General features: G+C 69.0%; 19 protein-coding genes. 16 read left to right on the forward strand and 3 right to left on the reverse strand.

Annotation, left to right across the window (positions count from 1 at the left end; all coding sequences use genetic code 11):
* Nucleotides 1-12: 12 nt before the first annotated feature.
* Complete coding sequence (tkt, locus tag ACFQ4H_RS23785; protein WP_377574197.1) at nucleotides 13-2,151, reverse strand: transketolase; 2,139 nt, start codon at nucleotides 2,149-2,151, stop codon at nucleotides 13-15.
* 265 nt (nucleotides 2,152-2,416) lie between these two features.
* Here tkt and ACFQ4H_RS23790 point away from each other — a divergent pair, with 265 nt between their 5' ends.
* Together ACFQ4H_RS23790 and ACFQ4H_RS23795 are read left to right on the forward strand one after the other, a co-directional pair.
* A complete protein-coding gene (locus ACFQ4H_RS23790; protein WP_377574200.1) occupies nucleotides 2,417-3,379 on the forward strand; it encodes a heme o synthase in 963 nt (320 codons plus the stop codon).
* A 256-nt stretch (nucleotides 3,380-3,635) separates the two neighbouring features.
* Complete coding sequence (locus ACFQ4H_RS23795; protein WP_377574203.1) at nucleotides 3,636-3,971, forward strand: hypothetical protein; 336 nt, start codon at nucleotides 3,636-3,638, stop codon at nucleotides 3,969-3,971.
* 666 nt (nucleotides 3,972-4,637) lie between these two features.
* Here the strand turns inward: ACFQ4H_RS23795 and ACFQ4H_RS23800 are convergent.
* A complete protein-coding gene (locus tag ACFQ4H_RS23800; protein WP_377574205.1) occupies nucleotides 4,638-5,603 on the reverse strand; it encodes a COX15/CtaA family protein in 966 nt (321 codons plus the stop codon).
* Between the two features lie 117 nt (nucleotides 5,604-5,720).
* On the opposite strand from ACFQ4H_RS23800, the gene ACFQ4H_RS23805 reads away from it, so the two are divergent.
* The 10 genes from ACFQ4H_RS23805 (at nucleotide 5,721) to ACFQ4H_RS23850 (ending at nucleotide 14,137) form a co-directional block, all read left to right on the forward strand.
* Nucleotides 5,721-6,488: a helix-turn-helix transcriptional regulator gene (locus tag ACFQ4H_RS23805; RefSeq protein ID WP_377574207.1), complete on the forward strand. Its 768-nt coding sequence runs from the start codon at nucleotides 5,721-5,723 to the stop codon at nucleotides 6,486-6,488.
* Entirely contained in the window at nucleotides 6,485-7,915 is a 1,431-nt protein-coding gene (sufB, locus tag ACFQ4H_RS23810; protein ID WP_377574209.1) for a Fe-S cluster assembly protein SufB, read from the forward strand. The genes ACFQ4H_RS23805 and sufB overlap by 4 nt, the downstream gene beginning before the upstream one ends.
* 49 nt (nucleotides 7,916-7,964) lie before the next feature.
* Complete coding sequence (sufD, locus tag ACFQ4H_RS23815) at nucleotides 7,965-9,110, forward strand: Fe-S cluster assembly protein SufD (protein ID WP_377574212.1); 1,146 nt, start codon at nucleotides 7,965-7,967, stop codon at nucleotides 9,108-9,110.
* Between the two features lie 26 nt (nucleotides 9,111-9,136).
* Nucleotides 9,137-9,463 carry a non-heme iron oxygenase ferredoxin subunit gene (locus ACFQ4H_RS23820; protein ID WP_377574268.1) on the forward strand — a complete coding sequence of 109 codons (327 nt, stop codon included), beginning with the start codon at nucleotides 9,137-9,139 and terminating at the stop codon, nucleotides 9,461-9,463.
* Nucleotides 9,460-10,233 carry a Fe-S cluster assembly ATPase SufC gene (gene sufC, locus ACFQ4H_RS23825; RefSeq protein WP_377574215.1) on the forward strand — a complete coding sequence of 258 codons (774 nt, stop codon included), beginning with the start codon at nucleotides 9,460-9,462 and terminating at the stop codon, nucleotides 10,231-10,233. Before ACFQ4H_RS23820 ends, sufC begins: the two co-directional genes overlap by 4 nt.
* A gap of 20 nt (nucleotides 10,234-10,253) precedes the next feature.
* Nucleotides 10,254-11,558: a cysteine desulfurase gene (locus tag ACFQ4H_RS23830; RefSeq protein ID WP_377574218.1), complete on the forward strand. Its 1,305-nt coding sequence runs from the start codon at nucleotides 10,254-10,256 to the stop codon at nucleotides 11,556-11,558.
* Nucleotides 11,558-12,034: a Fe-S cluster assembly sulfur transfer protein SufU gene (gene sufU / locus ACFQ4H_RS23835; RefSeq protein ID WP_377574220.1), complete on the forward strand. Its 477-nt coding sequence runs from the start codon at nucleotides 11,558-11,560 to the stop codon at nucleotides 12,032-12,034. Before ACFQ4H_RS23830 ends, sufU begins: the two co-directional genes overlap by 1 nt.
* Complete coding sequence (locus ACFQ4H_RS23840) at nucleotides 12,031-12,429, forward strand: metal-sulfur cluster assembly factor (RefSeq protein ID WP_377574223.1); 399 nt, start codon at nucleotides 12,031-12,033, stop codon at nucleotides 12,427-12,429. Before sufU ends, ACFQ4H_RS23840 begins: the two co-directional genes overlap by 4 nt.
* Nucleotides 12,430-12,771: 342 nt before the next feature.
* Nucleotides 12,772-13,401 (forward strand): LysE family transporter, encoded by a 630-nt coding sequence (locus tag ACFQ4H_RS23845; protein ID WP_377574226.1) that lies wholly within the window; start codon nucleotides 12,772-12,774, stop codon nucleotides 13,399-13,401.
* 37 nt (nucleotides 13,402-13,438) lie between these two features.
* Nucleotides 13,439-14,137: an acVLRF1 family peptidyl-tRNA hydrolase gene (locus tag ACFQ4H_RS23850; RefSeq protein WP_377574229.1), complete on the forward strand. Its 699-nt coding sequence runs from the start codon at nucleotides 13,439-13,441 to the stop codon at nucleotides 14,135-14,137.
* 87 nt (nucleotides 14,138-14,224) lie between these two features.
* On the opposite strand, the gene ACFQ4H_RS23855 is transcribed toward ACFQ4H_RS23850, so the two are convergent.
* Nucleotides 14,225-16,252 (reverse strand): prolyl oligopeptidase family serine peptidase, encoded by a 2,028-nt coding sequence (locus ACFQ4H_RS23855; protein ID WP_377574232.1) that lies wholly within the window; start codon nucleotides 16,250-16,252, stop codon nucleotides 14,225-14,227.
* Between the two features lie 235 nt (nucleotides 16,253-16,487).
* On the opposite strand from ACFQ4H_RS23855, the gene ACFQ4H_RS23860 reads away from it, so the two are divergent.
* From ACFQ4H_RS23860 to ACFQ4H_RS23875, 4 genes are all read left to right on the forward strand, one after another.
* A complete protein-coding gene (locus ACFQ4H_RS23860; RefSeq protein ID WP_377574234.1) occupies nucleotides 16,488-18,092 on the forward strand; it encodes an ABC-F family ATP-binding cassette domain-containing protein in 1,605 nt (534 codons plus the stop codon).
* Nucleotides 18,093-18,307: 215 nt separating this feature from the next.
* Nucleotides 18,308-18,535, forward strand: coding sequence for a helix-turn-helix domain-containing protein (locus ACFQ4H_RS23865; protein ID WP_007462679.1), 228 nt, complete (start codon nucleotides 18,308-18,310; stop codon nucleotides 18,533-18,535).
* A 46-nt stretch (nucleotides 18,536-18,581) separates the two neighbouring features.
* Nucleotides 18,582-19,346, forward strand: coding sequence for an enoyl-CoA hydratase/isomerase family protein (locus tag ACFQ4H_RS23870; RefSeq protein WP_377574238.1), 765 nt, complete (start codon nucleotides 18,582-18,584; stop codon nucleotides 19,344-19,346).
* A gap of 246 nt (nucleotides 19,347-19,592) precedes the next feature.
* Entirely contained in the window at nucleotides 19,593-21,536 is a 1,944-nt protein-coding gene (locus ACFQ4H_RS23875) for an ABC transporter ATP-binding protein (protein WP_377574271.1), read from the forward strand.
* Nucleotides 21,537-21,737: the final 201 nt, after the last annotated feature.

The following is a 21,737-nucleotide window of genomic DNA, read 5'->3' on the forward strand; positions in this document are numbered from 1 at the left end:
TCCCTCGCTCCCTCAGTTGCCGGTGGTGGTGCCGGTGATCTGACCGACCCGGGTGAGCGACGCGTGGGCGGCGGCCACGACCCGGTCGGGAGTGAATCCGAACTGCTCGTAGAGGACGCTGTACGGCGCGCTGGCACCGTAGTGCTCCAGGCTCACGCTCTCGCCGCAGTCACCGACCAGGTCCCGCCAGGACATCGCGATCCCGGCCTCGACGCTGACCCGGGCCCGTACGCCACGTGGCAGCACCGACTCGCGGTACGCCTCGTCCTGCGCCCGGAACCACTCCTGGCAGGGCATCGAGACCACCCGGGTGGGCGTGCCCTCGGCCTCCAGCCGCTCCCGGGCGGTGAGGCAGAGCTGCACCTCGGAGCCGGTGCCGATGAGGATCACCTGCGGCTGGGCGTCGGAGGCCTCGGCCAGCACGTAGCCACCCTTGGCCGTACCGTCGGCCGGGGCCAGCGTGCCCCGGTCCAGCACCGGCAGGTTCTGTCGGGTCAGGGCCAGCGCGGTGGGCCGGTCGGTGTGCAGCAGCGTCTCCCGCCAGGCGATGGCGGTCTCGTTGGCGTCGGCCGGGCGTACCACGTCCAGGCCGGGGATGGCCCGCAGCGAGGTCAGGTGCTCGACCGGCTGGTGGGTCGGGCCGTCCTCGCCGAGGCCGATCGAGTCGTGCGTCCAGACGTAGGTCACCGGGAGCTTCATCAGCGCGGCCAGCCGGACCGCCGGACGCATGTAGTCGCTGAAGACCAGGAAGGTGCCGCCGTACGGCCGGGTGCCGCCGTGCAGGGCGATGCCGTTGAGGATCGCGCCCATGGCGTGCTCGCGGATGCCGAAGTGCAGCGTGCGACCGTACTCGTGGCCGGGGAACGCCTTGGTGGCGTACTCACTGGGCACGAACGAGGGCTCGCCCTCCATGGTCGTGTTGTTGCTCTCGGCCAGGTCGGCCGAGCCGCCCCACAGTTCGGGCAGCACCGGGGCGAGGGCGTTGAGCACCTTGCCGGAGGCGGCCCGGGTGGCGATCGGCTTGGCGTCCGCCGGCCAGGTCGGCAGCGCCTCGGTCCAGCCCGCCGGCAGCGCACGAGCGGCCAGCCGGTCGTGCAGCGCCTTGCGCTCCGGGAAGGCCAGCGCCCAGGCCTGGTACGCCTGATCCCATTCCGCGCGTGCCTGCCGGCCCCGCTGGAGCACCTCGCGGGCGTGGGCCAGCACCTCGTCGTCCACCGCGAAGTGCTGCGCGGGGTCGAAGCCGAGCAGTTCCTTGGTGGCGGCCACCTCGTCGGCACCGAGCGCGGAGCCGTGGATCTTTCCGGTGTTCTGCTTCGTCGGGGCGGGCCAGCCGATGATGGTACGCAGGGCAATGAACGAGGGCCGCTCGGTCTCGGCCTTCGCGGCCATCAGCGCGGCGTACAGCGCCTGTAGGTCCTCCTTGTAGTGCCCGTCGTCCGGGTCACCGGCCCGCCAGTCGACGGTCTGTACGTGCCACCCGTACGCGGCGTAGCGGGCGGCCACGTCCTCGCTCTTGGCGATGCGGGTGTCGTCCTCGATGGAGATCTCGTTGTCGTCGTAGATGAGGGTCAGGTTGCCGAGCTTCTGGTGTCCGGCCAGCGAACTGGCCTCGTGGCTGATGCCCTCCTCGATGTCCCCGTCCGAGGCGATGCACCAGATGTGGTGGTCGAAGACGGAGGTGCCGGGCTTGGCGTCCGGGTCGAGCAGTCCCCGCTCACGACGGGCGGCCATCGCCATGCCGACGGCGTTGCCCACACCCTGGCCCAGTGGCCCGGTGGTGGTCTCCACACCGGCCGTGTGTCCGTGCTCGGGGTGGCCCGGGGTCAGCGAACCCCACTGGCGCAGCGACCGTAGGTCCTCGATGCCGAGTCCGTAGCCGGCGAGGAAGAGCTGGACGTAGAGGGTGAGACTGGTGTGGCCGGCGGAGAGCACGAACCGGTCCCGGCCGGTCCAGTCAGGGGCGGACGGGTCGTGCCGCATGACCTTGTTGAACAGCAGGTAGGCGGCGGGTGCCAGGCTCATCGCCGTACCGGGGTGACCGTTGCCGGACTTCTCCACGGCGTCGATGGCCAGGACACGGGCGGTGTCTACGGCGCGGCGGTCGAGATCGGACCAGTTCAATGGGTCTTGCGTGGGACTGTTGGCAGCCACGTTCTCTGTGCTCCTTGGCAGTGGGCGGAACCCTCACTGTTGACCCTAGCGATCGTCCCTAAACGTACGCCCGCGGATCGTGTATGCCGTCTAGGCAGCGTTGCGAAGAGCGACCGGATCGGCGTGGACGTGTGATGACGGGCACCGTTGACGGGTCGCCCGGGCAGCGCAAATGTCGCCGCGTAGGCTGTCGGTCGGCGTGCAGATCGGGACCGGTCGCCGCTGATCCGAAACTCCCGCGCCGACGCTGGAAGGTTGGCAGTTCGTGAGCATGATCACCGAGCCTCCTGTCGCCACCGGCCCTAGTGCCCCGAACGCCACCGAGGTGGCAGTCGGCACCCGGGGTCGACAGAGCGGCGGTGCCGGGGCGGTGATCCGGGCCTATGTTTCGCTCACCAAGCCCCGGATCGTGGAGTTGCTGCTGGTCACGACCGTGCCGGCGATGATGCTGGCTGCGCAGGGGCTGCCGTCGCTGTGGCTGACGCTCGTCGTGCTGGTCGGTGGCGCGTTGGCCGCCGGCGGGGCCAGTGCGCTGAACTGCTACATCGACCGGGACATCGACCTGTTGATGCGGCGGACCAAGCGGCGGCCGTTGCCGACCCATGTGGTGGCTCCGCGTAACGCGCTGATCTTCGGGCTGGTGCTGGCGGCGGTGTCGGTGACGCTGATGGCGACCTTCACCAACTGGTTGGCCACCGTCCTGACCGTTGCGTCGATCGCCTACTACGACCTCGTCTACACGTTGTGGCTCAAGCGCACCACCGCACAGAACACCTTCTGGGGTGGCATCTGTGGGGCGGCGCCGGTGCTGATCGGTTGGGCCGCGGTCACCGGGTCGCTGCCGCCGGCGGCGTGGGCACTGTTCGCGGTGGTCTTCTTCTGGCAGTTGCCGCACTTCTACGCCCTGGCGATCAAGTACAAGGTCGACTACGCCCGCGCCGGGATCCCGATGCTGCCCGTGGTGGCCTCGGTCCGGCGGGTCAACCTGGAGATCCTCGTCTACACCTGGTTGACTGTGCTGTCGTCACTGGTCGTGTGGCCGCTGGGGATGAGCCCGATCTACGGGATCACCGCAGTGGTGGTGGGGGCGGTCTTCCTGCTGGAGGCCCACCGGTTGGCGCGTCGATCCAGTCGGGGAGAGGCGATCAAACCGATGCGCCTGTTCCACTGGTCGACGACCTACCTCACCATCCTGTTTGCAGCAGTTGCACTCGATGCGTTGATCTGAGTATATTTCGCAATTGTTCGCGGTGAAATGTCTTGTTTGTCTGCTTTGTCATAAAAACAACAAATATTTCACCATGAGCCGATTTAGTTGCCCCCAGAAGGCCTTTGCCCCGCTTCGCCGGGCTGCTATATCGGGATAAAGCGGGATAAACCACCCAAAATTCCCGCCCTGACCTGGGCAGTGACGAGGTAATAGGCGTCACAAATAATCGGGAGCTGGGACGCACGCGAACGGAGCTCTGCTTACGCTTCGCGCTATGGCAGATGGTTCCGATACGACGCTGACGGCCGATCAGGCCGTCGTGACCCAGTCTCCGAGCGGCCTGGTTGCCGGCATTCGGGCATTCGCCGCCGGGCACGGCGGCGCAAAGGCGGTCATCGAGTACGTCGGCAAGCGGGGTGCCCGGATCGTCCTGGTGGGAGGGGACGGCGCCTGGGCGGACCAGTTCGCAGAGGGCACCGACGTGGCACGGCTGGCCTGCGTCCGAGCAGGGGTGGACGTGGAGAACGAGTGGGAGCGCGAGCTGATGGATCAGATGCGCCCGAGCAACGACCTGTGGCGCTCGATGGCCCGGCGGACGCTGGCCCGCTGAATGCCGTCCGACAGCCAGGCGGTGCTGTGTGACCGGCCAGCATCGCGCTGGTCACCTGTGCCGCGCTGCCTGAGCTGGATGACGACGAACGGTTGTTGCTGGCTCCGTTGATGGACCTGGGAGCAGCCGCCGAGCCGGTGATCTGGGCGGCCTGGGGATCCTCTCCTCCCGCCACTCTTTTTCCACCACCATTGGGCGGGCGGCGCACCCATTTCGCGACCGGCACCGGGACGGGGTGCCGTATCCGGACAGTGGCCGAGGAGCCTGTCGAGCTGCTGGCGCAGACGGGGCGGGCTGATCGTCAGCCCGCAAACGAGGCGGGCTGATCGTCACCCCGCAAACGAGGCGGGAGGACCGTCGCCCCGTGCGGTCGGAGACCGCCCAGCCCATCGGAGACCCGTTCAGTGTTCGGAGCTGCTTAGCCTTCGGCGACCCGTTCGGTATTTCGGAGACCGCTCAGCCCTTCGGGGTGTCAGCAGTTGGTGCGCCACCACCGGGCGAGTCGTTGGCGCTACCAGCTCGACAGGCGACGAGAGAGCCGGCCGTAAACGAACGCTGCACGAGAACGCAGGGTTCACCAGCGCGTCCACGGACCGGGCCGGACGGCACTCGGCCCGTGACTCCAACACGGAAGTCACGGGCCGAGGTCTGGCCGAGGGGTTCGGGTCAGCGTACGGCCAGTGGGGTTTGCTGATCGGAGTCGGCGGGCGAGGTGGCGGTCGGGGCCGGGGAAGCGGCGGCCGCTGGCCGGCGGATCGCGGCGGCCCAGAGCACCGCGAGGGTGGCCAGCCAGACCAGGCAGGAGCCGAACATGTGCAGGCCCACCAGGATGCCGGGCAGGTGGGTGAAGTACTGGACGAAGCCGATGAGGCCCTGGCCGAGCTCGACTGCGATCAGCACCAGGGCGGCCCGCGCCGCCCGCTCGGCACCGACCGCACGGAACGCGAACCACAGCGCTATCGAGAGGCCGAGCAGCAGGAAGACCAGGTCGACGTGTGCCTGCGAGAGCGACTCGGGGTCGATGTCGATGCGTTTGGCGTTCTGGTCGCCGGCGTGTGGCCCGCTTCCGGTGACCCAGGTGCCGACCACCAGCACGGCCGCGCTGACCACGGTGGTGAGCCAGGCCAGCGTACGCAGCGGGGCGGGCACGGCCGGCGGGGCCGCGGTGCCGGTGTCGGTCGTCTCGCGCCAGAAGGCGTAACCCGCGGCGATGACCGCTATCGAGGCGAGGAAGTGCAGCCCGACCACCCAGGGGTTGAGGTTGCTGAGCACGGTGAACCCGCCGATGACGGCCTGCGCCGGGATGCCCAGGAACACGGCGATCGAGAGATGAACGAGTGACTTGCGCCGGGGGCGCTGGGCCAGCGCGGAGAGCACCCCGAGGAGCGCGATCAGCCCGACTGCGAAGGTCAACAGCCGGTTGCCGAACTCAATCACCCCATAGATGCCCATTTCGGGCGTGGTGACGTAGGAGTCCTCGGTGCAGCGGGGCCACGTGGGGCAGCCCAGCCCTGACCCGGTGAGTCGTACGGCGCCGCCGGTGACGACGATACCGACGTTGGCGATGATCGAGGCCAGTGCGAGGCGGCTCAGCAGGCGTGGCCTGCCTAGAATCTCGCCGAATTGATTCACGTCGCGAATCCTACGCGTTGTAGTTTTTGTCACTGCGGGTGGAGTCCGTCCCCCGGTGGTGTGGATCACCAGGGGATGGATTTGCGGGTGCCCACCCAAATACGTAACGTTGGCGTTGTGAAAAACCCGGCGGTGCTCTCCGAGCGTGAGTCGGCGGCCGACCAGGCCGTCGGTGCCGCCGTACCCGCTGCCACCGGGGCCGATCTTCGCACCCGCGACCGGGTGACCCAACTGCTGCTGGAGCACGGCGCGGCCACGGCCGCACAGCTCGGCGCGGAGCTGGGCCTCAGCTCGGCCGCGATCCGTCGGCACCTTGACGCGATGCTGGCCGACGGAGACGTGATCTCCCGTGAGCAGTCGGTGCGCGGTCGTCGTACGCGGGGACGACCCGCCAGGGTCTTCCTGCTCACCGACGCGGCGCGGGGACGCTGTGGCACCCACACCTACGACGGCCTGGCTACCGCCGCCCTGCGCTGGATCGCCCAGCAGGGGGGTGCGCAGGCCGTGGCGGCCTTCGCCGCCGAGCAGGTGGCGGCACTGGAGGCGCGCTGCCAGGCCGCCCTGGCCGACGCAGCCGACGAGCCCCTGGCCCGGGCGGAGGCACTCGCCGCCACCCTGACCGCCGAGGGCTACGCTGCCAACGCGTCCACGATCGCCTCGGGTGGCCAACTGTGCCAGCACCATTGCCCGGTGGCGCAGGTGGCCGCCGAGTTTCCCCAGCTGTGCGAGGCCGAGACCGAGGTCATCTCCCGCCTGATCGGCACCCATGTGCAGCGCCTGGCCACCATCGCGCACGGCGACGGGGTGTGCACCACGCACATTCCAGCTCAATCCGGGCGTGCTCAGACCGGTAAGACAGTCACCACTGTGAGGACAGATAGATGACCGAGCAGATCGTCCCGCCCATGTCCCAGGAGGAGCAGCTCGCCGCTCTGGGCCGCTACGAATACGGCTGGGCCGATTCCGACGTGGCCGGTGCGGCGGCCCAGCGCGGTCTGAACGAGGCCGTAGTGCGGGACATCTCCGCCAAGAAGAGCGAGCCGGCCTGGATGCTCGACCTGCGCCTGAAGGGGCTGCGGCTCTTCGGGCGTAAGCCGATGCCGGCCTGGGGCGCGGACCTCACCGGGATCGACTTCGACAACATCAAGTACTTCGTCCGGTCCACCGAGAAGCAGGCCGCCAGCTGGGAGGACCTGCCCGAGGACATCAAGCGGACCTACGACAAGCTGGGCATCCCCGAGGCGGAGAAGCAGCGGCTGGTCGCCGGTGTCGCGGCGCAGTACGAGTCCGAGGTCGTCTACCACAAGATCCGTGAGGACCTCGAGGAGCAGGGCGTCGTCTTCCTCGACACCGACACCGCGCTCAAGGAGCACGAGGACCTCTTCAAGGAGTACTTCGGCACGGTGATCCCGGTCGGCGACAACAAGTTCGCCGCGCTGAACACCTCGGTGTGGTCCGGCGGCTCGTTCATCTACGTGCCGAAGGGCGTGCACGTGGAGATCCCGCTACAGGCCTACTTCCGGATCAACACCGAGAACATGGGCCAGTTCGAGCGGACCCTGATCATCGTCGACGAGGGTGCGTACGTGCACTACGTCGAGGGTTGCACCGCTCCGATCTACTCCTCCGACTCGCTGCACAGCGCGGTCGTCGAGATCATCGTCAAGAAGAACGCCCGGTGCCGCTACACGACCATCCAGAACTGGTCGAACAACGTCTACAACCTGGTCACCAAGCGCGCCGTCTGCCACGAGGGCGCCACCATGGAGTGGGTCGACGGCAACATCGGCTCCAAGGTGACCATGAAGTACCCCGCCGTCTACATGACCGGTGAGCACGCCAAGGGCGAGGTGCTCTCGGTGGCCATGGCCGGTGAGGGACAGCACCAGGACGCCGGCGCCAAGATGGTGCACGCCGCGCCGCACACCTCCTCGACCATCGTGTCCAAGTCGATCGCCCGGGGTGGTGGGCGTACGTCGTACCGGGGTCTGGTGCAGGTGCTGGAGGGCTCGCACCACAGCAAGAGCACGGTCAAGTGCGACGCGCTGCTGGTCGACACCATCTCCCGCTCGGACACCTACCCGTACGTCGACATCCGCGAGGACGACGTGGCGATGGGGCACGAGGCGACCGTCTCCAAGGTCAGCGAGGACCAGCTCTTCTACCTGATGAGCCGGGGCCTGAGCGAGGACGAGGCGATGGCGATGATCGTGCGTGGCTTCATCGAGCCGATCGCCAAGGAACTGCCGATGGAGTACGCCCTGGAGCTCAACCGCCTGATCGAGCTCCAGATGGAGGGCGCGGTCGGCTGACGCCGCCCGTACCCGCTCGGAGAGTCCGCGAGACGAACGCAAGGATGAGATGACTACGCAGGCTTTCGCGCCGCCCACGACCAAGTCAGAGGTGCTGCGCTCGTACGATGTCGCCGACTTCCCGGCTCTCACCGGGCTGGAGGAGGACTGGCGTTTCACCCCGCTGAAACGGCTGCGTGGGCTGGCCGACGGCAAGTTCGTCGCGACCGCCGGCAAGCTGCGCTACGAGTTCGACGCGCTGCCGGACGGCGTCACGTTCAGCGGGGTGCACGAGGGCGACCCGCGGATCGGCAGCGTGCTGACCCCGTTCGACCGGATCAGCGCACTGGCCCACGGTGAGGCGGGCGAGGCGGTCGTCATCGCGGTCGCGCCGGAGACCCGGCCGGCCGAGCCGGTGACGATCCGGCTGGTCGGGCTCGGTGCCGATGGTGCCTCGTTCGGGCACACCTTCGTGGAGGTGGGCCGGTTCGCCGAGGTGACCCTGGTGCTGGAGCAGACCGGATCGGTCACGCTGGCCGACAACGTCGAGGTCGAGGTGGCCGAAGGGGCGAAGCTGACCCTGGTCACCGTCGCGGACTGGGCGTCGGATGCGGTCCAGGCCCAGCACCTGCGGATCCGGCTCGGCCGGGACGCCAAGGTCACGCACGTGCAGGTCACCCTCGGTGGCGACCTGGTACGCCAGTTCACCAGCGTCGACTACACCGGTCGGGGCGGCGAGGCCGAGCTCTACGGGCTCTACTTCGCCGACGCCGGGCAGCACCTGGAGCACCGGCAACTCGTCGACCACACCGTTCCCGACTGCCGCAGCTACGTCGGCTACCGGGGGGCGTTGCAGGGCGACAGCGCGCACACCGTCTGGGTGGGTGACGTGTTGATCCGGGCCGCCGCGACCGGCACCGACACGTACGAGATCAACCGGAACCTGTTGCTCAGCGACGGGGCCCGGGCGGACTCCGTACCGAACCTGGAGATCGAGACCGGTGAGGTGGCCGGGGCCGGCCACGCCAGCGCGACCGGCCGGTTCGACGACGAGCAGCTGTTCTACCTGATGGCCCGGGGTATCCCGGAGGCCGAGGCCCGCAAGCTGGTGGTCCGGGGCTTCTTCGCCGAGTTGGTCAACAAGATCCCGGTCGAGGAACTGCGTGACCGGCTCGGCGAGACCATCGAGGCCCGGCTGTCCAAGGCCGGTGCCTGATGAGCGACCTCGGTGCGGCTTCCCCGATGATCCGGATCTGCTCGGTCGAGGACGTGCCCAAGGGCAGCGTGATCAGCGCCGACGTCGAAGGCACCCAGATCGCGGTGGTGCATGCCGAGGACGGCAGCGTCTACGCGATCTACGACCAGTGTTCGCATGCCGCCGTCGCGCTCTCCGAGGGCGAGGTCGACGGTTGCACGCTCGAGTGCTGGCTGCACGGCTCCCGCTTCGACCTGCGTACCGGTGAGCCGACCGGGCTGCCCGCCACCGAACCCGTCCCTGTCTACCCCGTCGAGATCCGCGACGGCGACATCTATCTCAGCCTTACGCCAAGTAATGGAGTTACCCCGTGAGTGTTCTGGAGATCCGTGACCTGCAGGTGTCGGTCAAGCTGCCCGACGGCGAGCTGAAGCCGATCCTGGCCGGGGTCGACCTGACCGTACGGGCGGGCGAGACCCACGCCATCATGGGCCCCAACGGGTCGGGCAAGTCGACGCTGGCCTACTCGATCGCCGGCCACCCGAAGTACGAGATCACCGGTGGTTCGGTGACCCTCGACGGCGAGGACGTGCTGGCCATGTCCGTGGACGAGCGGGCCCGCGCCGGGCTCTTCCTGGCGATGCAGTACCCGGTCGAGGTGCCGGGTGTCTCGGTGGCCAACTTCCTGCGTACCGCGAAGACCGCGATCGACGGTGAGGCACCGAAGCTGCGGACCTGGGCCGGTGAGCTGCGCGGCGCGATGGAGCGGCTGCAGATGGACCCGGCGTTCGCCCAGCGCAACGTCAACGAGGGCTTCTCCGGCGGTGAGAAGAAGCGGCACGAGATCGTGCAGCTCGAACTGCTCAAGCCGAAGATTGCGATCCTCGACGAGACCGATTCCGGCCTGGACGTCGACGCCCTGCGGGTGGTCAGCGAAGGGGTCAACCGGGTCGGCGAAACCGGGCAGACCGGCCTGCTGCTGATCACCCACTACACCCGGATCCTGCGCTACATCAAGCCCGACTTCGTACACGTCTTCGTGGCCGGGCGGATCGTCGAGCAGGGCGGGCCGGAGTTGGCCGACAAGTTGGAGGCCGAGGGCTACGAGCGGTACGTGGCCGGAGCCGGTGCGGCGCGAGCCTGAGTAGAAGGGTGCCGCCGGAGATGAGCATCATCGCAATCCCGCAGGGGATGCCGCAGTACGACGACGTGCCCCGGTACGACGTCGCGAAGGTGCGCGCCGACTTCCCGATCCTGGACCGGATGATCAACGGGCATCCGATGGTCTACCTGGACAGCGCCAACACCTCGCAGAAGCCGCGGCAGGTGATCGACGCCGTGCGGGAACACAACGAGCGGCACAACGGCAACGTCTCCCGCTCGGTGCACACGCTGGGCACCGAGGCGACCGAGGCGTACGAGGGCGCGCGGGCGAAGGTGGCCGCCTTCATCAACGCGTCCAGCCCGGACGAGGTGGTGTTTACCAAGAACTCCACCGAGGCGATCAACCTGGTGGCGTACGCCTTCTCCAACGCCTCCCTCGACCCGGCCGCAGACCCGCGGTTCCGGCTGGGGCCGGGCGACGAGGTGGTCATCTCCGAGATGGAGCACCACTCGAACATCGTGCCCTGGCAGTTGCTGTGCCAGCGCACCGGCGCCACGCTGCGCTGGTTCAGCGTGACCGAGGGGGGTCGACTCGACGAGTCGAACCTCGAGGAACTGGTCACCGAGCGGACGAAGATCGTCTCGATCGTGCACATGTCCAATATCCTCGGCACCATCAACGCCACCGCGCGGATCACCGAGCGGGTCCGCCAGGTCGGCGCGCTGCTGATGCTCGACTGCTCGCAGTCGGTGCCCCACCAGCCGGTCGACGTGGTGGACCTGGACGCCGACTTCATCGCCTTCACCGGACACAAGATGTGCGGGCCGACCGGGATCGGCGTGCTCTGGGGGCGGACCGAGCTGCTGGCGGCCATGCCGCCGGTGCTCGGCGGTGGTTCGATGATCGAGACCGTGACGATGCAGGGGTCGACCTTCGCGCCGCCGCCGGCCCGGTTCGAGGCGGGTACCCCGCCGATCGCCGAGGCGGTCGGGCTCGGTGCGGCCGTCGACTACCTGACCGGGATCGGGATGCGGGCCGTGCAGTGGCACGAGAAGGAGATCACGGCCTACGCGTTGGATGCTCTGGCCACGGTCCCCGGGTTGCGGATCTTCGGTCCGGTCGTACCGATCGGTCGGGGCGGCACGATCTCGTTCGCGCTCGACGGGGTCCACCCGCACGACGTGGGCCAGATCCTCGACGCCGAGGGTGTGCAGGTGCGGGTCGGCCACCACTGTGCCCGGCCGGTCTGCGTGCGCTACGGCGTACCGGCGACGACCCGCGCCTCGTTCTACCTGTACACCACCACGGGTGAGATCGACGCGCTGGTGCGTAGCCTTGAACAGGCGCGGAAGGTGTTCGGCTGATGCAGATCGACCAGCTCTACCAGGAGATCATCCTGGACCACTACAAGAATCCGCACGGGCGCGGACTGCGGGAGCCCGCCGGTGACGCGTACCGGGTCGCCGAGGCGCACCATGTCAATCCGACCTGCGGTGACGAGGTGACCGTACGGGTCGCCACGGCTGACGGCGTGCTGGCTGACATCTCGTACGACGGCGCGGGCTGCTCGATCAGCCAGGCATCGGCCAGCGTGCTGCACGAACTGCTCCAGGGCCGGGGAGCGGACGAGGCGTCTGCGGTGCACCAGGCATTCGTCGAGCTGTTGTCCGGCCGGGGTCAGGTGACCCCGGACGAGGATGTGCTGGGGGACGGGGTGGCGTTTGCCGGCGTCGCCCGTTACCCAGCCCGCGTGAAGTGTGCGTTGCTGCCGTGGATGGCGTTCAAGGACGCTGCGGCACGCGCCGGGGTGGGCGTGAGCCCGGAGGTGAAGACACCATGAGTTCCGAAGAGACCGCAGCCGTGGCAGAGCCGGTAGCTCCGGCCGAGTCGGGCCCCGGGACGGCCACCACCAAGGCTGCCATCGCCGACATCGAAGAGGCGATGAAGGACGTCGTCGACCCCGAGTTGGGCATCAACGTCGTCGACCTCGGTCTGGTCTACGGGGTGCACGTGGACGACGACAACGTCGCGACCCTGGACATGACGCTGACCTCGGCAGCCTGCCCGTTGACCGACGTCATCGAGGACCAGGCCCGCCAGGCGCTGACCACCGGTCCCGGTGGCGGGCTGGTGAGCGACATGCGGATCAACTGGGTGTGGCTGCCGCCATGGGGCCCGGACAAGATCACCGACGAGGGGCGCGACCAGCTCCGGGCGCTCGGCTTCAACGTCTGACCGTCGTCGATCGGGACCCGGCACCGGCTGTCATCGGTGCCGGGTCCCGATCGTGTTGAGTCGGTCCCGATCGTGCCGGGATGGGTCCTGATTGTGTTGAGTCGGTGCCGATCGTGCCGGGTGGGTCCCGGAAGGACCGGACACGTTCCGGCGTCCGTGGCGGCATGGTCGATGCCGGTGTCGTGACGGCCTCGGTATATCGGTTGCCCAGCGGGCTCCGGGTGCCCACGATGAACCCGTGATCAAGTCGACGTCGCAGTCCGCCGTCCTGGTTGTCCCGGCCACCGTCGCCGGGCGACAGCAGGCCGGCCGACCGGCGGCGTCGACCCCCACGCCACGTACATGATCGACGCTCTGCTGGCCGGGCTGTTGGCCGGCTACGGCGTCGCCGTGCCCGTCGGTGCCATCGCGATCCTCGTCATGGGGCTGGCGGCCCGTACCTCACTGCGGGTGGGCGTCGCCGCGGCGATGGGTGTGGCGACCGCTGACGGTATCTACGCCGTCGTCGCGGTACTGGGCGGGGCTGCGCTGGCCGGTCTGATCGAGCCGGTCGCGGGGCCGCTGCGGTGGGTCGCGGCGGCGATCCTCGTCGCGCTGGCCGGGCACACCGCGGTCGCCGCGATCCGGCGGTACGGCAACCCCGCACCGGCCGCCCGGAGCGGTCGGGGGCTGGCCACCCCGGGCCGGGCGTACGCCGGACTGCTGGCGTTGACGATGCTCAACCCGATGACGGTGGTCTACTTCGCGGCGCTTGTCCTCGGCCGGCAGACGGCCGACGGGATGACCTTCGTCGAGGCGATGGTCTTCGCCGTAGCCGCCCTCGTCGCCTCCGCGAGCTGGCAACTGCTGGTGGCCACCGGCGGTTCACTCGTCGGGCGGCTGCTGACCGGCGCTCGTGGCCAACTGTTCACCGCACTCGGGTCGAGCGTGCTGATCGTGGCGTTGGTGGTCGGCATGCTGCTGCCCCGGTGACGTCCGACCGCTCGGCCCGTGGCGTACCGTTGCGGGCATGCGCAGCAGACCCGCCGCCGGCGGTGGCCGGTGGGTCGAGGTCGCCCCGGCCCGTCTGGCCCGGTGGATCGACGGTTTCACCGCCCGGCACGGCCCGTCCCGGACCACCATTCAGCCGTACGGTGTCCTGCTGGACGCCCCCGACGGTGCCCGCGCCGAACTGCACGCCCCGCCGGGCGTGCCGGCCGCGACGGAGCTGGACGGCTTTCTCGCCGCCGTAACGGCTCCCCGTCGGCTGGGCCTGCTGCTGGCCCGCAAGGGGGCGGTGGCGGTGGGGATCGCCGACGGCGAACGCCTGGTGGTATCCAAGGTGGACACCCGATACGTGCAGGGACGGACTGCGGCGGGCGGCTGGTCCCAGCAGCGGTTCGCCCGCCGACGGGACAACCAGGCCAGGGCGGCGATGGCCGACGCGGGGGAGTTGGCCGTCCGACTGCTGTTGCCAGCGGTCGACACGCTGGCCGCGCTGGTGCCCGGCGGGGACCGCCGGGCGATCGACACGATCCTCGCCGACCGGCGGCTGGCCGCGCTGGCCGCGCTCCGGTCGGACCGGTTGCTGGACGTGCCCGAGCCCCGGCACGCGGTCCTGGTCGACGCCATCGGTGCTGCCCGAGCGGTCCGGATCCTGGTGCGTGACCCGCTGCCCGGGCCGGATGTCGCCGCTGCTGCTCCCGGCCCGGGGGAGAGCCCGCTCTGAGTCGGGCCCGCCGCTGCCCGGCCGCGACAGCTCAGCGTCGGTCGGCCAACGCCAAGCCGTCCGCTGCCGGGCTCGCCGGTGTCGTGACTAGCCACGCAGCCGGGGCCAGAGGAACTCCAGGATCAGCGCCCACATGAAGGCCAGCTGGGCATTGTCGGACGCTGCTCCGTGCCCGCCCTCGACGTTCTCGTAGTAGGACACGTCGTGTCCCGCCTCGCGTAGTCGGGCCACCATCTTCCGGGCATGCCCGGGATGCACGCGGTCGTCCCGGGTGGAGGTGACGAACAGTGCCGGCGGGTATGTCGTGGTCTCGCTGACGTTGTGGTACGGCGAATACTCGCGCAGGTAGGCCCAGTCCGCCTCGTCGTCCGGGTCGCCGTACTCCGCCATCCAGGACGCACCGGCCAGCAGCTTGTGATAGCGCCGCATGTCCAGCAGCGGGACCCGCGCGACCACCGCCCCGAACAGGTGCGGGTAGCGGGTCAGCATCACCCCCATCAGCAGTCCGCCGTTGCTGCCGCCCTCGATCCCGAGCCGGGACGGTACGGTGATGCCCCGCTGCACCAGGTCGGCGGCGACCGCCGCGAAGTCCTCGTACGCCCGGGGCCGGTTCTCCCGGATCGCGCAGCGGTGCCACGCCGGGCCGTACTCACCCCCGCCCCGGATGTTGGCCACCACGTACGTACCGCCCCGGGCCAGCCAGCCACGGCCGATGACCCCGTTGTAGCTGGGGGTCCTCGACAGTTCGAAACCGCCGTATCCGCTGAGCAGGGTCGGCCCGGCGGAACCGTCCGACGGTCCCACGACGAAGTACGGCACCTGCGTGCCGTCCGCCGAGGTGGCGAAGAACTGCCGGACCGACAGCCCGGTCGTGGCGAACAGTTCCGGCTCCTGCTTGACGGGCTCGAACCCGTCGCCGATCCGGCCGTAGTGCAGCGTGGTGGGACGGATGAAGCCGCCGCAGGACAGCAGGTACTCGTCGGTGTGGTCGGGATTGGTGGAGATGATCTCGGTGTGGTCGAACTCCGAGCCTCCGGCCAGCGGGCTACGGTGCCACCCCGTCTCCGTCGGGGTGAGCACCTCGAGTCGGCTGCGTACGTCCGACAGCATGGCGAGGACCAGGTGGTTACGGGTCCAGTAGTGGTGGTTCAGCGCGGTGCCCGGGTCGGGTTCGAAGAGCACGGTCAGCTCCCGTCCGCCGGCCAGGAACTCGTCGAACCGGGTGATCAGGGCGGCTCCGGCCGGGTAGGTCGTCGGGCCGACGGTCCACGCCGAGCGCAGCCGGATGAGCAGCCATTCGCGGTGGATGTCGATCTGCGCGTCGTCCGGCACCTCGATGCGGATCAGGTCACCGCCTTCGGTGCGAAGGTAAGTCTCGTTGCGGTAGAAGTCCAACCCACGGATCACCAGGTCACGCTCGAAGCCGGCGGTCGGGTCGCGCAGGGCGCCGACGCCGATGTCCTCGTGGTGCCCCTGGTAGACCGTGACCGCCTCCGCCAGTGGTGTCCCACGGCGCCACTGTTTGACGATCCGGGGATAGCCGGAGTCGGTCAGCGTCCCCGGCCCGAAGTCGGTGGCCACATAGATGTGGTCGAGGTCGATCCAACCGACGCTGCTCTTGGCCTCGGGCAGGTGGAAGCCGTCCTCGACGAAGACCCGGTCCTGTAGGTCGAACTCCCGTACCACGATCGCGTCGGAGCCGCCCCGGGAGAGACTGACCAGGCAGCGCCGATAGCCTGGCCGCAGGACGGTCGGGCCCTTCCAGACCCAGTTCTCCGCCTCCTCGGCGGCCAGCGCGTCGACGTCGAGGAGCACCTGCCAGTCCGGCTTCGGCCGGCGGTACTGCTCCAGCGTCGTACGCCGCCATACGCCCCGGGGGTGTGCCTCGTCCTGCCAGAAGTCGTAGAGGTGTTCGCCACGGAAGTGGGGCAGTGGTATCCGATCGTCGGCGTCGAGGACCTGCCGGAGCTCGGTCCGCAACCCGGGGAATGATGCGTTGCCGGTCAGCGTTGTGATGGTTTGGGCGTTCTGTTCCCGGACCCAGGCCGCAGGCCGTTCACCGCCGAGGTCCTCCAACCAGAGGAATCGGTCGACATGACTGGTTGTTTCGGTCATGTCGGCAACTCTGCCAACCAGTTGCCGCATGATCGCGGTACCGGTCATGATGCCGACTCATGATTTAACGATCTTGCTTGGGAAACCGGCGGAGGCGATCGTACGGCGGCGGGTACACTCGGACCCGTGCTGCTTTGCGAAGGCTGAACCGCCCCGTGCCGACGGCAGGTGAAACCCCGTCGGCGGATCCGCGTGCCCTGAATCAGCCTTCGATCCCGGAAGCGAGTCCCTCGATATGATCACTGCCACCGGCCTGGAACTGCGCGCCGGCGCCCGGATCCTGCTCTCGGACACCACCCTGCGGGTCCAACCCGGCGACCGGATCGGCCTGGTCGGCCGTAACGGTGCGGGCAAGACCACGACACTCAAGGTGCTGGCCGGCGAGGGGCAGCCCTACGCCGGTCAGATCGACCGCCGGGGCGCGGTGGGCTACCTCCCCCAGGACCCACGTACGGGCGACCTCGAAGTCACCGCCCGCGACCGGGTGCTCTCCGCCCGTGGTCTGGACACGCTCATGGCCCAGATGAAGGAACTCGAGCATCGGCTCGCCGATGGTGGGGACGAGCGCCTGGTCCGCCGGTACGGTGCGCTCGAGGACCAGTTCGCCGCCCTCGGTGGGTACGCCGCCGAGGCGGAGGCGGCCCGGATCTGCGCCAACCTGGGGCTGCCCGACCGGGTGCTGGCCCAGACCATCGGCACGCTCTCCGGCGGTCAGCGTCGCCGGGTCGAGCTGGCCCGGATCCTGTTCCGGGACGCCGGTGAGAACGGCGGCGGCATCCTGCTGCTGGACGAGCCGACCAACCACCTCGACGCCGACTCGATCACCTGGTTGCGTGGCTTCCTCAGCGGACACAAGGGCGGCCTGATCGTGATCAGTCACGACGCGAGCCTGCTGGAGGCGGTCGTCAACAAGGTGTGGTTCCTCGACGCCACCCGTTCCGTGGTGGACGGCTACAACCTCGGCTGGAAGGCGTACCTCGAACAGCGGGAGACCGACGAGCGGCGGCGTCGCCGGGAACGGGCCAACGCGGAGAAGAAGGCCGGCGCGCTGATGGCGCAGGCGGACAAGATGCGGGCCAAGGCGACCAAGACGGTCGCGGCGCAGAACATGGCGCGTCGGGCCGAGCGGCTGCTCTCCGGGTTGGAGGAGGTACGGGTCGCCGACCGCGTGGCCAAGGTGCGCTTCCCCAGTCCGGCACCCTGCGGCAAGACCCCGCTCACCGCGACCGGGCTGTCCAAGTCGTACGGCTCGCTGGAGATCTTCACCGACGTGAACGTCGCCGTCGACCGGGGATCGCGGGTGGCCATCCTCGGGCTCAACGGTGCCGGAAAGACCACGCTGCTGCGAATTCTCGGCGGGTTGTTGCCGTCGGACACCGGCGAGGTCCACCCCGGACACGGGCTTCGGCTGGGCTACTACGCCCAGGAACACGAAACGCTCGACGTGGACCGCAGTGTGCTCGACCACATGCGTAGTGCGGCATTTGAACAGTCGGACACTGATCTTCGTAAGATTTTGGGAGCGTTTCTCTTTTCCGGCGACGACGTCGACAAGCCGGCCGGTGTGCTCTCCGGCGGGGAAAAGACCCGGTTGGCGCTGGCCACGCTGGTCTGTTCCGGCGCGAATGTGCTGTTGCTCGATGAGCCCACGAACAACCTGGACCCGGTCAGCCGCGAACAGGTCCTCGACGCGATCGCCCGTTATCCCGGGGCGATCGTGCTGGTCACCCATGATCCGGGCGCGGTCATGGCACTCAAGCCGGACCGGGCGATCCTGCTGCCCGATGGTGACGAGGATGCCTGGAGTGACGACCTGTTGGAGTTGGTCGAGCTGGCCTGAGTGGTCGTCTCGCCGTACCAGAGCAGGTGCGACCAGCTCCGGGGATTCCAAAGACCCGGACACTCCTCAACTATTTGCGCAATCACGTTATCGGGAAACTGACACTGTTGTGCGTGTCGGTTGGCGAAGAGTTGATATCTAGCGCATGATCGTTCGAGGCGGTCTAATAGGTGGGACCGTATCGAACCGCACAGTCTGGGACGTGAGGAATCAACATGGCAGCCACCGGCACAGCCACCAGCACTGAGAAGGGTCGCCGGATCGTCGGAGCCGAGCGCCAGACGCTCGCCAAGGACCTGGTCAAGCGGTACACCTCCGGCGAGAGCATTCGCGCCCTGGCGGCCTCGACCGGCCGTTCCTACGGGTTCATCCACCGGGTGCTCACTGAGTCCGGCGTACAGCTGCGCCAGCGCGGCGGCGCTCGCCGTCGCAAGAAGGCGTGACCCGCACATCAACCTGGTCCGTCCTCGATCGTTTACGGTACACACCGTGACCGCAGACGACGAGGTTCGGCTGGAATGCGACGGGCCGGTAGCGATTGTCACGTTGTGCCGGCCCGACGTGCTCAATGCGCAGACCCCTGCCATGTGGCGGGCACTGCGTACGTTCTCCCGTGACCTGCCCGGCAGCGTGCGGGTTGTCGTGGTACGCGGGGCGGGCCGGTCGTTCTCGGCCGGGCTGGACCTGTCGGTTGCCGGTGGGACGGGTGAGGACTCGTTCGCCGGGCTGACCGCACTCCCGCCCGACGAGTGCGCCGAGCGCATCGCCGAGTTCCAGGCCGCCTTCACCTGGCTGCACCGACCGGACATCGTCTCCATCGCAGCCGTACGCGGCCACGCGATCGGGGCCGGGTTCCAGTTGGCGCTGGCCTGCGACCTGCGGGTGCTGGCCGACGACGCGAAACTGTCGATGGCCGAGGTGACGCTCGGCCTGGTACCGGACCTGGCGGGCACCAAGCGACTGGTCGACCTGGTCGGCTATGCCCGGGCGTTGGAGATCTGCGTTACCGGACGGCGGCTGGACGCGGCCGAGGCACAGCGGCTCGGCCTGGCGACCGTGGTCGTACCGCCGGACGACCTGGATGTCGCGGTGAACGACCTGACCGCGGCGATCCTGGCCGGCAACCGGGATGCGGTCGTCGAGATCAAGGTGCTGCTGGCGGGTGCCGCTGGCCGGTCCCCGGCAGAGCAGCAGCGGGCGGAGCGGGAGGCGCAGACCCGTCGCCTGCGGGATCTCGCCGGTCGCGGCGAGTAGTTCACCGGTTCGCACCGGTCGGTCCGCCGGGTCCGGCCTCCGGGCGACGGTGGTACGGGGACGCTGGTCCGCGTCGGCCGTCAGTGTGCGCCGGATACTCGGATAGTAAGGACCGGTCGGGAACAAACCGGTTACCTGTCAGGTTGTCGTAGTCGTCGGGAAGACTGGGCCGGCGGGTCGCAGACCCGTGATCCGCTTCCCGACTCGGCGGAGACAACGACATGGAGGTGACGGGTGTCCCACCCGATGGGCGGTAGTGGCTGGAGCATGCTGCGTTCGATGCGCAGCCAGGACGAGGTCACGGCGCACCGGTTGACCCGGGGCACCAGTCGGCGCATCGTCGCGTTCGCCCGCCCCTATCGGCGCGACATCGTCGTCTTCCTGATCACCGTGGTGCTGGCCGCCGTCATCGGCGTCGCCACCCCGGTGCTGGCCGGAGACGTCATCAACGCCATCAGCGGGGGCGGCCCGGAGGCCGGCAGCATCGTCGTACGGCTGGCGCTGTTCATCGCCGGTCTCGCCGTCGTCGACGCCCTGCTGTCCCTGGCCCAACGTTGGTACTCGGCCCGGATCGGCGAGGGCATCATCCTCGACCTGCGCACCCGGGTCTACGACCACGTGCAGCGGATGCCGTTGCAGTTCTTCACCCGTACCCAGACCGGTGCGCTGGTCAGCCGGCTCAACAACGACGTGATGGGGGCACAGCGGGCCTTCACCTCGACGCTCTCCGGTGTGGTCAGCAACGTCATCCAACTGGTGCTCACCGCCGCCGTCATGTTCACCCTGTCCTGGCAGATCACCGCGCTGTCACTGGTCCTGCTGCCGATCTTCATCATTCCGGCCCGGCGGGTCGGGCGGCGGCTGGCGGCGATCACCCGTGAGTCGTACGACCTCGACGCCAAGATGAACGCCACGATGACCGAACGCTTCGGGGTCTCCGGCGCGCTGCTGGTGAAGCTCTTCGGCCGACCCGAGGTCGAGGCGCGACGGTTCGCCGGGCGGGCCGAACGGGTCCGGGACATCGGCATCCAGTCCGCGATGTACTCGCGTACCTTCTTCGTGGCGATGATGCTGGTGGCGTCGCTGGCCCAGGCACTCACCTACGGGCTCGGTGGCTGGCTGGCGGTCAACGACACGGTCAGTGCCGGCACGGTGGTCACCCTCGCCCTGCTGCTCACCCGGCTCTACGGTCCGCTCACCGCGTTGTCCAACGTCCGGGTCGACGTGATGAGCGCCCTGGTCTCCTTCGACCGGGTCTTCGAGGTGCTCGACCTTGCTCCCTCGATCGCGGAGAAGTCGGATGCGGTGGCCATCCCCCGGGGCAGCGGCCGACTGGAGTTCCGCGACGTGCAGTTCCGCTACCCGACCGCCGACGAGGTGTCGCTGGCCTCCCTGGAGGACGTCGCGACGCTGGACCGTACCGTCTCCGACCCGGTGCTGCGCGGGGTGTCCTTCACCGTCGAGCCCGGGCAGATGGTCGCCCTGGTCGGGCCGTCCGGCGCCGGCAAGTCGACCACGTCGATGCTGCTGTCGCGGGTCTACGACGTGACCGAGGGGGAGGTACGCGTCGGCGGGGTCGACGTACGGGACGCGACGCTGGAGTCGCTACGTGACGAGATCGGCGTGGTGACCCAGGACTCGCACCTGTTCCACGAGACCATCGCCGACAACCTCCGCTACGCCAAGCCGGACGCCACCGACGACGAGTTGTGGGCGGCACTGCGCGGGGCGCAGGTCGAGGACCTGGTCCGGGCACTGCCCGACGGTCTCGACACGATGGTCGGGGAGCGCGGCTACCGCTTCTCGGGTGGCGAGAAGCAGCGCATCGCCATCGCCCGTCTGCTGCTCAAGGCCCCGTCGATCGTCGTCCTCGACGAGGCGACCGCACACCTCGACTCCGAGTCCGAAGCGGCGGTCCAGCGGGCGCTGGCGGTCGCCCTCAACGGGCGTACGGCGTTGGTCATCGCGCACCGGCTCTCCACCGTACGGGAGGCCGACCAGATCCTGGTGCTGGACCGGGGACGGATCGTCGAGCGGGGCAGGCACGACGAGCTGGTCGCCCTCGGTGGCCTGTACGCCGAGCTGTACCGCACCCAGTTCGCGGTGGCCGACTCGCCGGCCCCGCACGTCGACGCCGTCGGCCCGGACCCGATGATCACCGTTCCGCTACGGGACTACGACCGGCCCTGACCGCCGGTCAGCCCTGGCGTTTGGTCAGCATCACCAAGCCGATGACAGCGGCGGCCACCAGCCCGACACACAGCAGTCCGGCGACCAGCGTCACCAGTAGCATCAAGAGACTCACGTCGGAACCTCCCCGTCACCAACGGAACCGGTCACTTCCTACGGCGGGCCACCACTACCGCACCGGCGACCGCCGCGACCACGACC

Source organism: Micromonospora sonneratiae (assembly GCF_042679305.1).
Classification (GTDB): domain Bacteria; phylum Actinomycetota; class Actinomycetes; order Mycobacteriales; family Micromonosporaceae; genus Micromonospora_H; species Micromonospora_H sonneratiae.

Coding starts and splice junctions, on each gene's coding strand:
- ACFQ4H_RS23855 (WP_377574232.1), bottom strand. CDS start 16,252: ATGACCGAAACAACCAGTCATGTCGACCGATTCCTCTGGTTGGAGGAC.
- sufU (WP_377574220.1), top strand. CDS start 11,558: ATGCAGATCGACCAGCTCTACCAGGAGATCATCCTGGACCACTACAAG.
- ACFQ4H_RS23840 (WP_377574223.1), top strand. CDS start 12,031: ATGAGTTCCGAAGAGACCGCAGCCGTGGCAGAGCCGGTAGCTCCGGCC.
- ACFQ4H_RS23795 (WP_377574203.1), top strand. CDS start 3,636: ATGGCAGATGGTTCCGATACGACGCTGACGGCCGATCAGGCCGTCGTG.
- ACFQ4H_RS23850 (WP_377574229.1), top strand. CDS start 13,439: ATGCGCAGCAGACCCGCCGCCGGCGGTGGCCGGTGGGTCGAGGTCGCC.
- ACFQ4H_RS23865 (WP_007462679.1), top strand. CDS start 18,308: ATGGCAGCCACCGGCACAGCCACCAGCACTGAGAAGGGTCGCCGGATC.
- ACFQ4H_RS23875 (WP_377574271.1), top strand. CDS start 19,593: ATGGGCGGTAGTGGCTGGAGCATGCTGCGTTCGATGCGCAGCCAGGAC.
- ACFQ4H_RS23860 (WP_377574234.1), top strand. CDS start 16,488: ATGATCACTGCCACCGGCCTGGAACTGCGCGCCGGCGCCCGGATCCTG.
- ACFQ4H_RS23830 (WP_377574218.1), top strand. CDS start 10,254: ATGAGCATCATCGCAATCCCGCAGGGGATGCCGCAGTACGACGACGTG.
- ACFQ4H_RS23845 (WP_377574226.1), top strand. CDS start 12,772: ATGATCGACGCTCTGCTGGCCGGGCTGTTGGCCGGCTACGGCGTCGCC.
- sufD (WP_377574212.1), top strand. CDS start 7,965: ATGACTACGCAGGCTTTCGCGCCGCCCACGACCAAGTCAGAGGTGCTG.
- sufB (WP_377574209.1), top strand. CDS start 6,485: ATGACCGAGCAGATCGTCCCGCCCATGTCCCAGGAGGAGCAGCTCGCC.
- ACFQ4H_RS23820 (WP_377574268.1), top strand. CDS start 9,137: ATGATCCGGATCTGCTCGGTCGAGGACGTGCCCAAGGGCAGCGTGATC.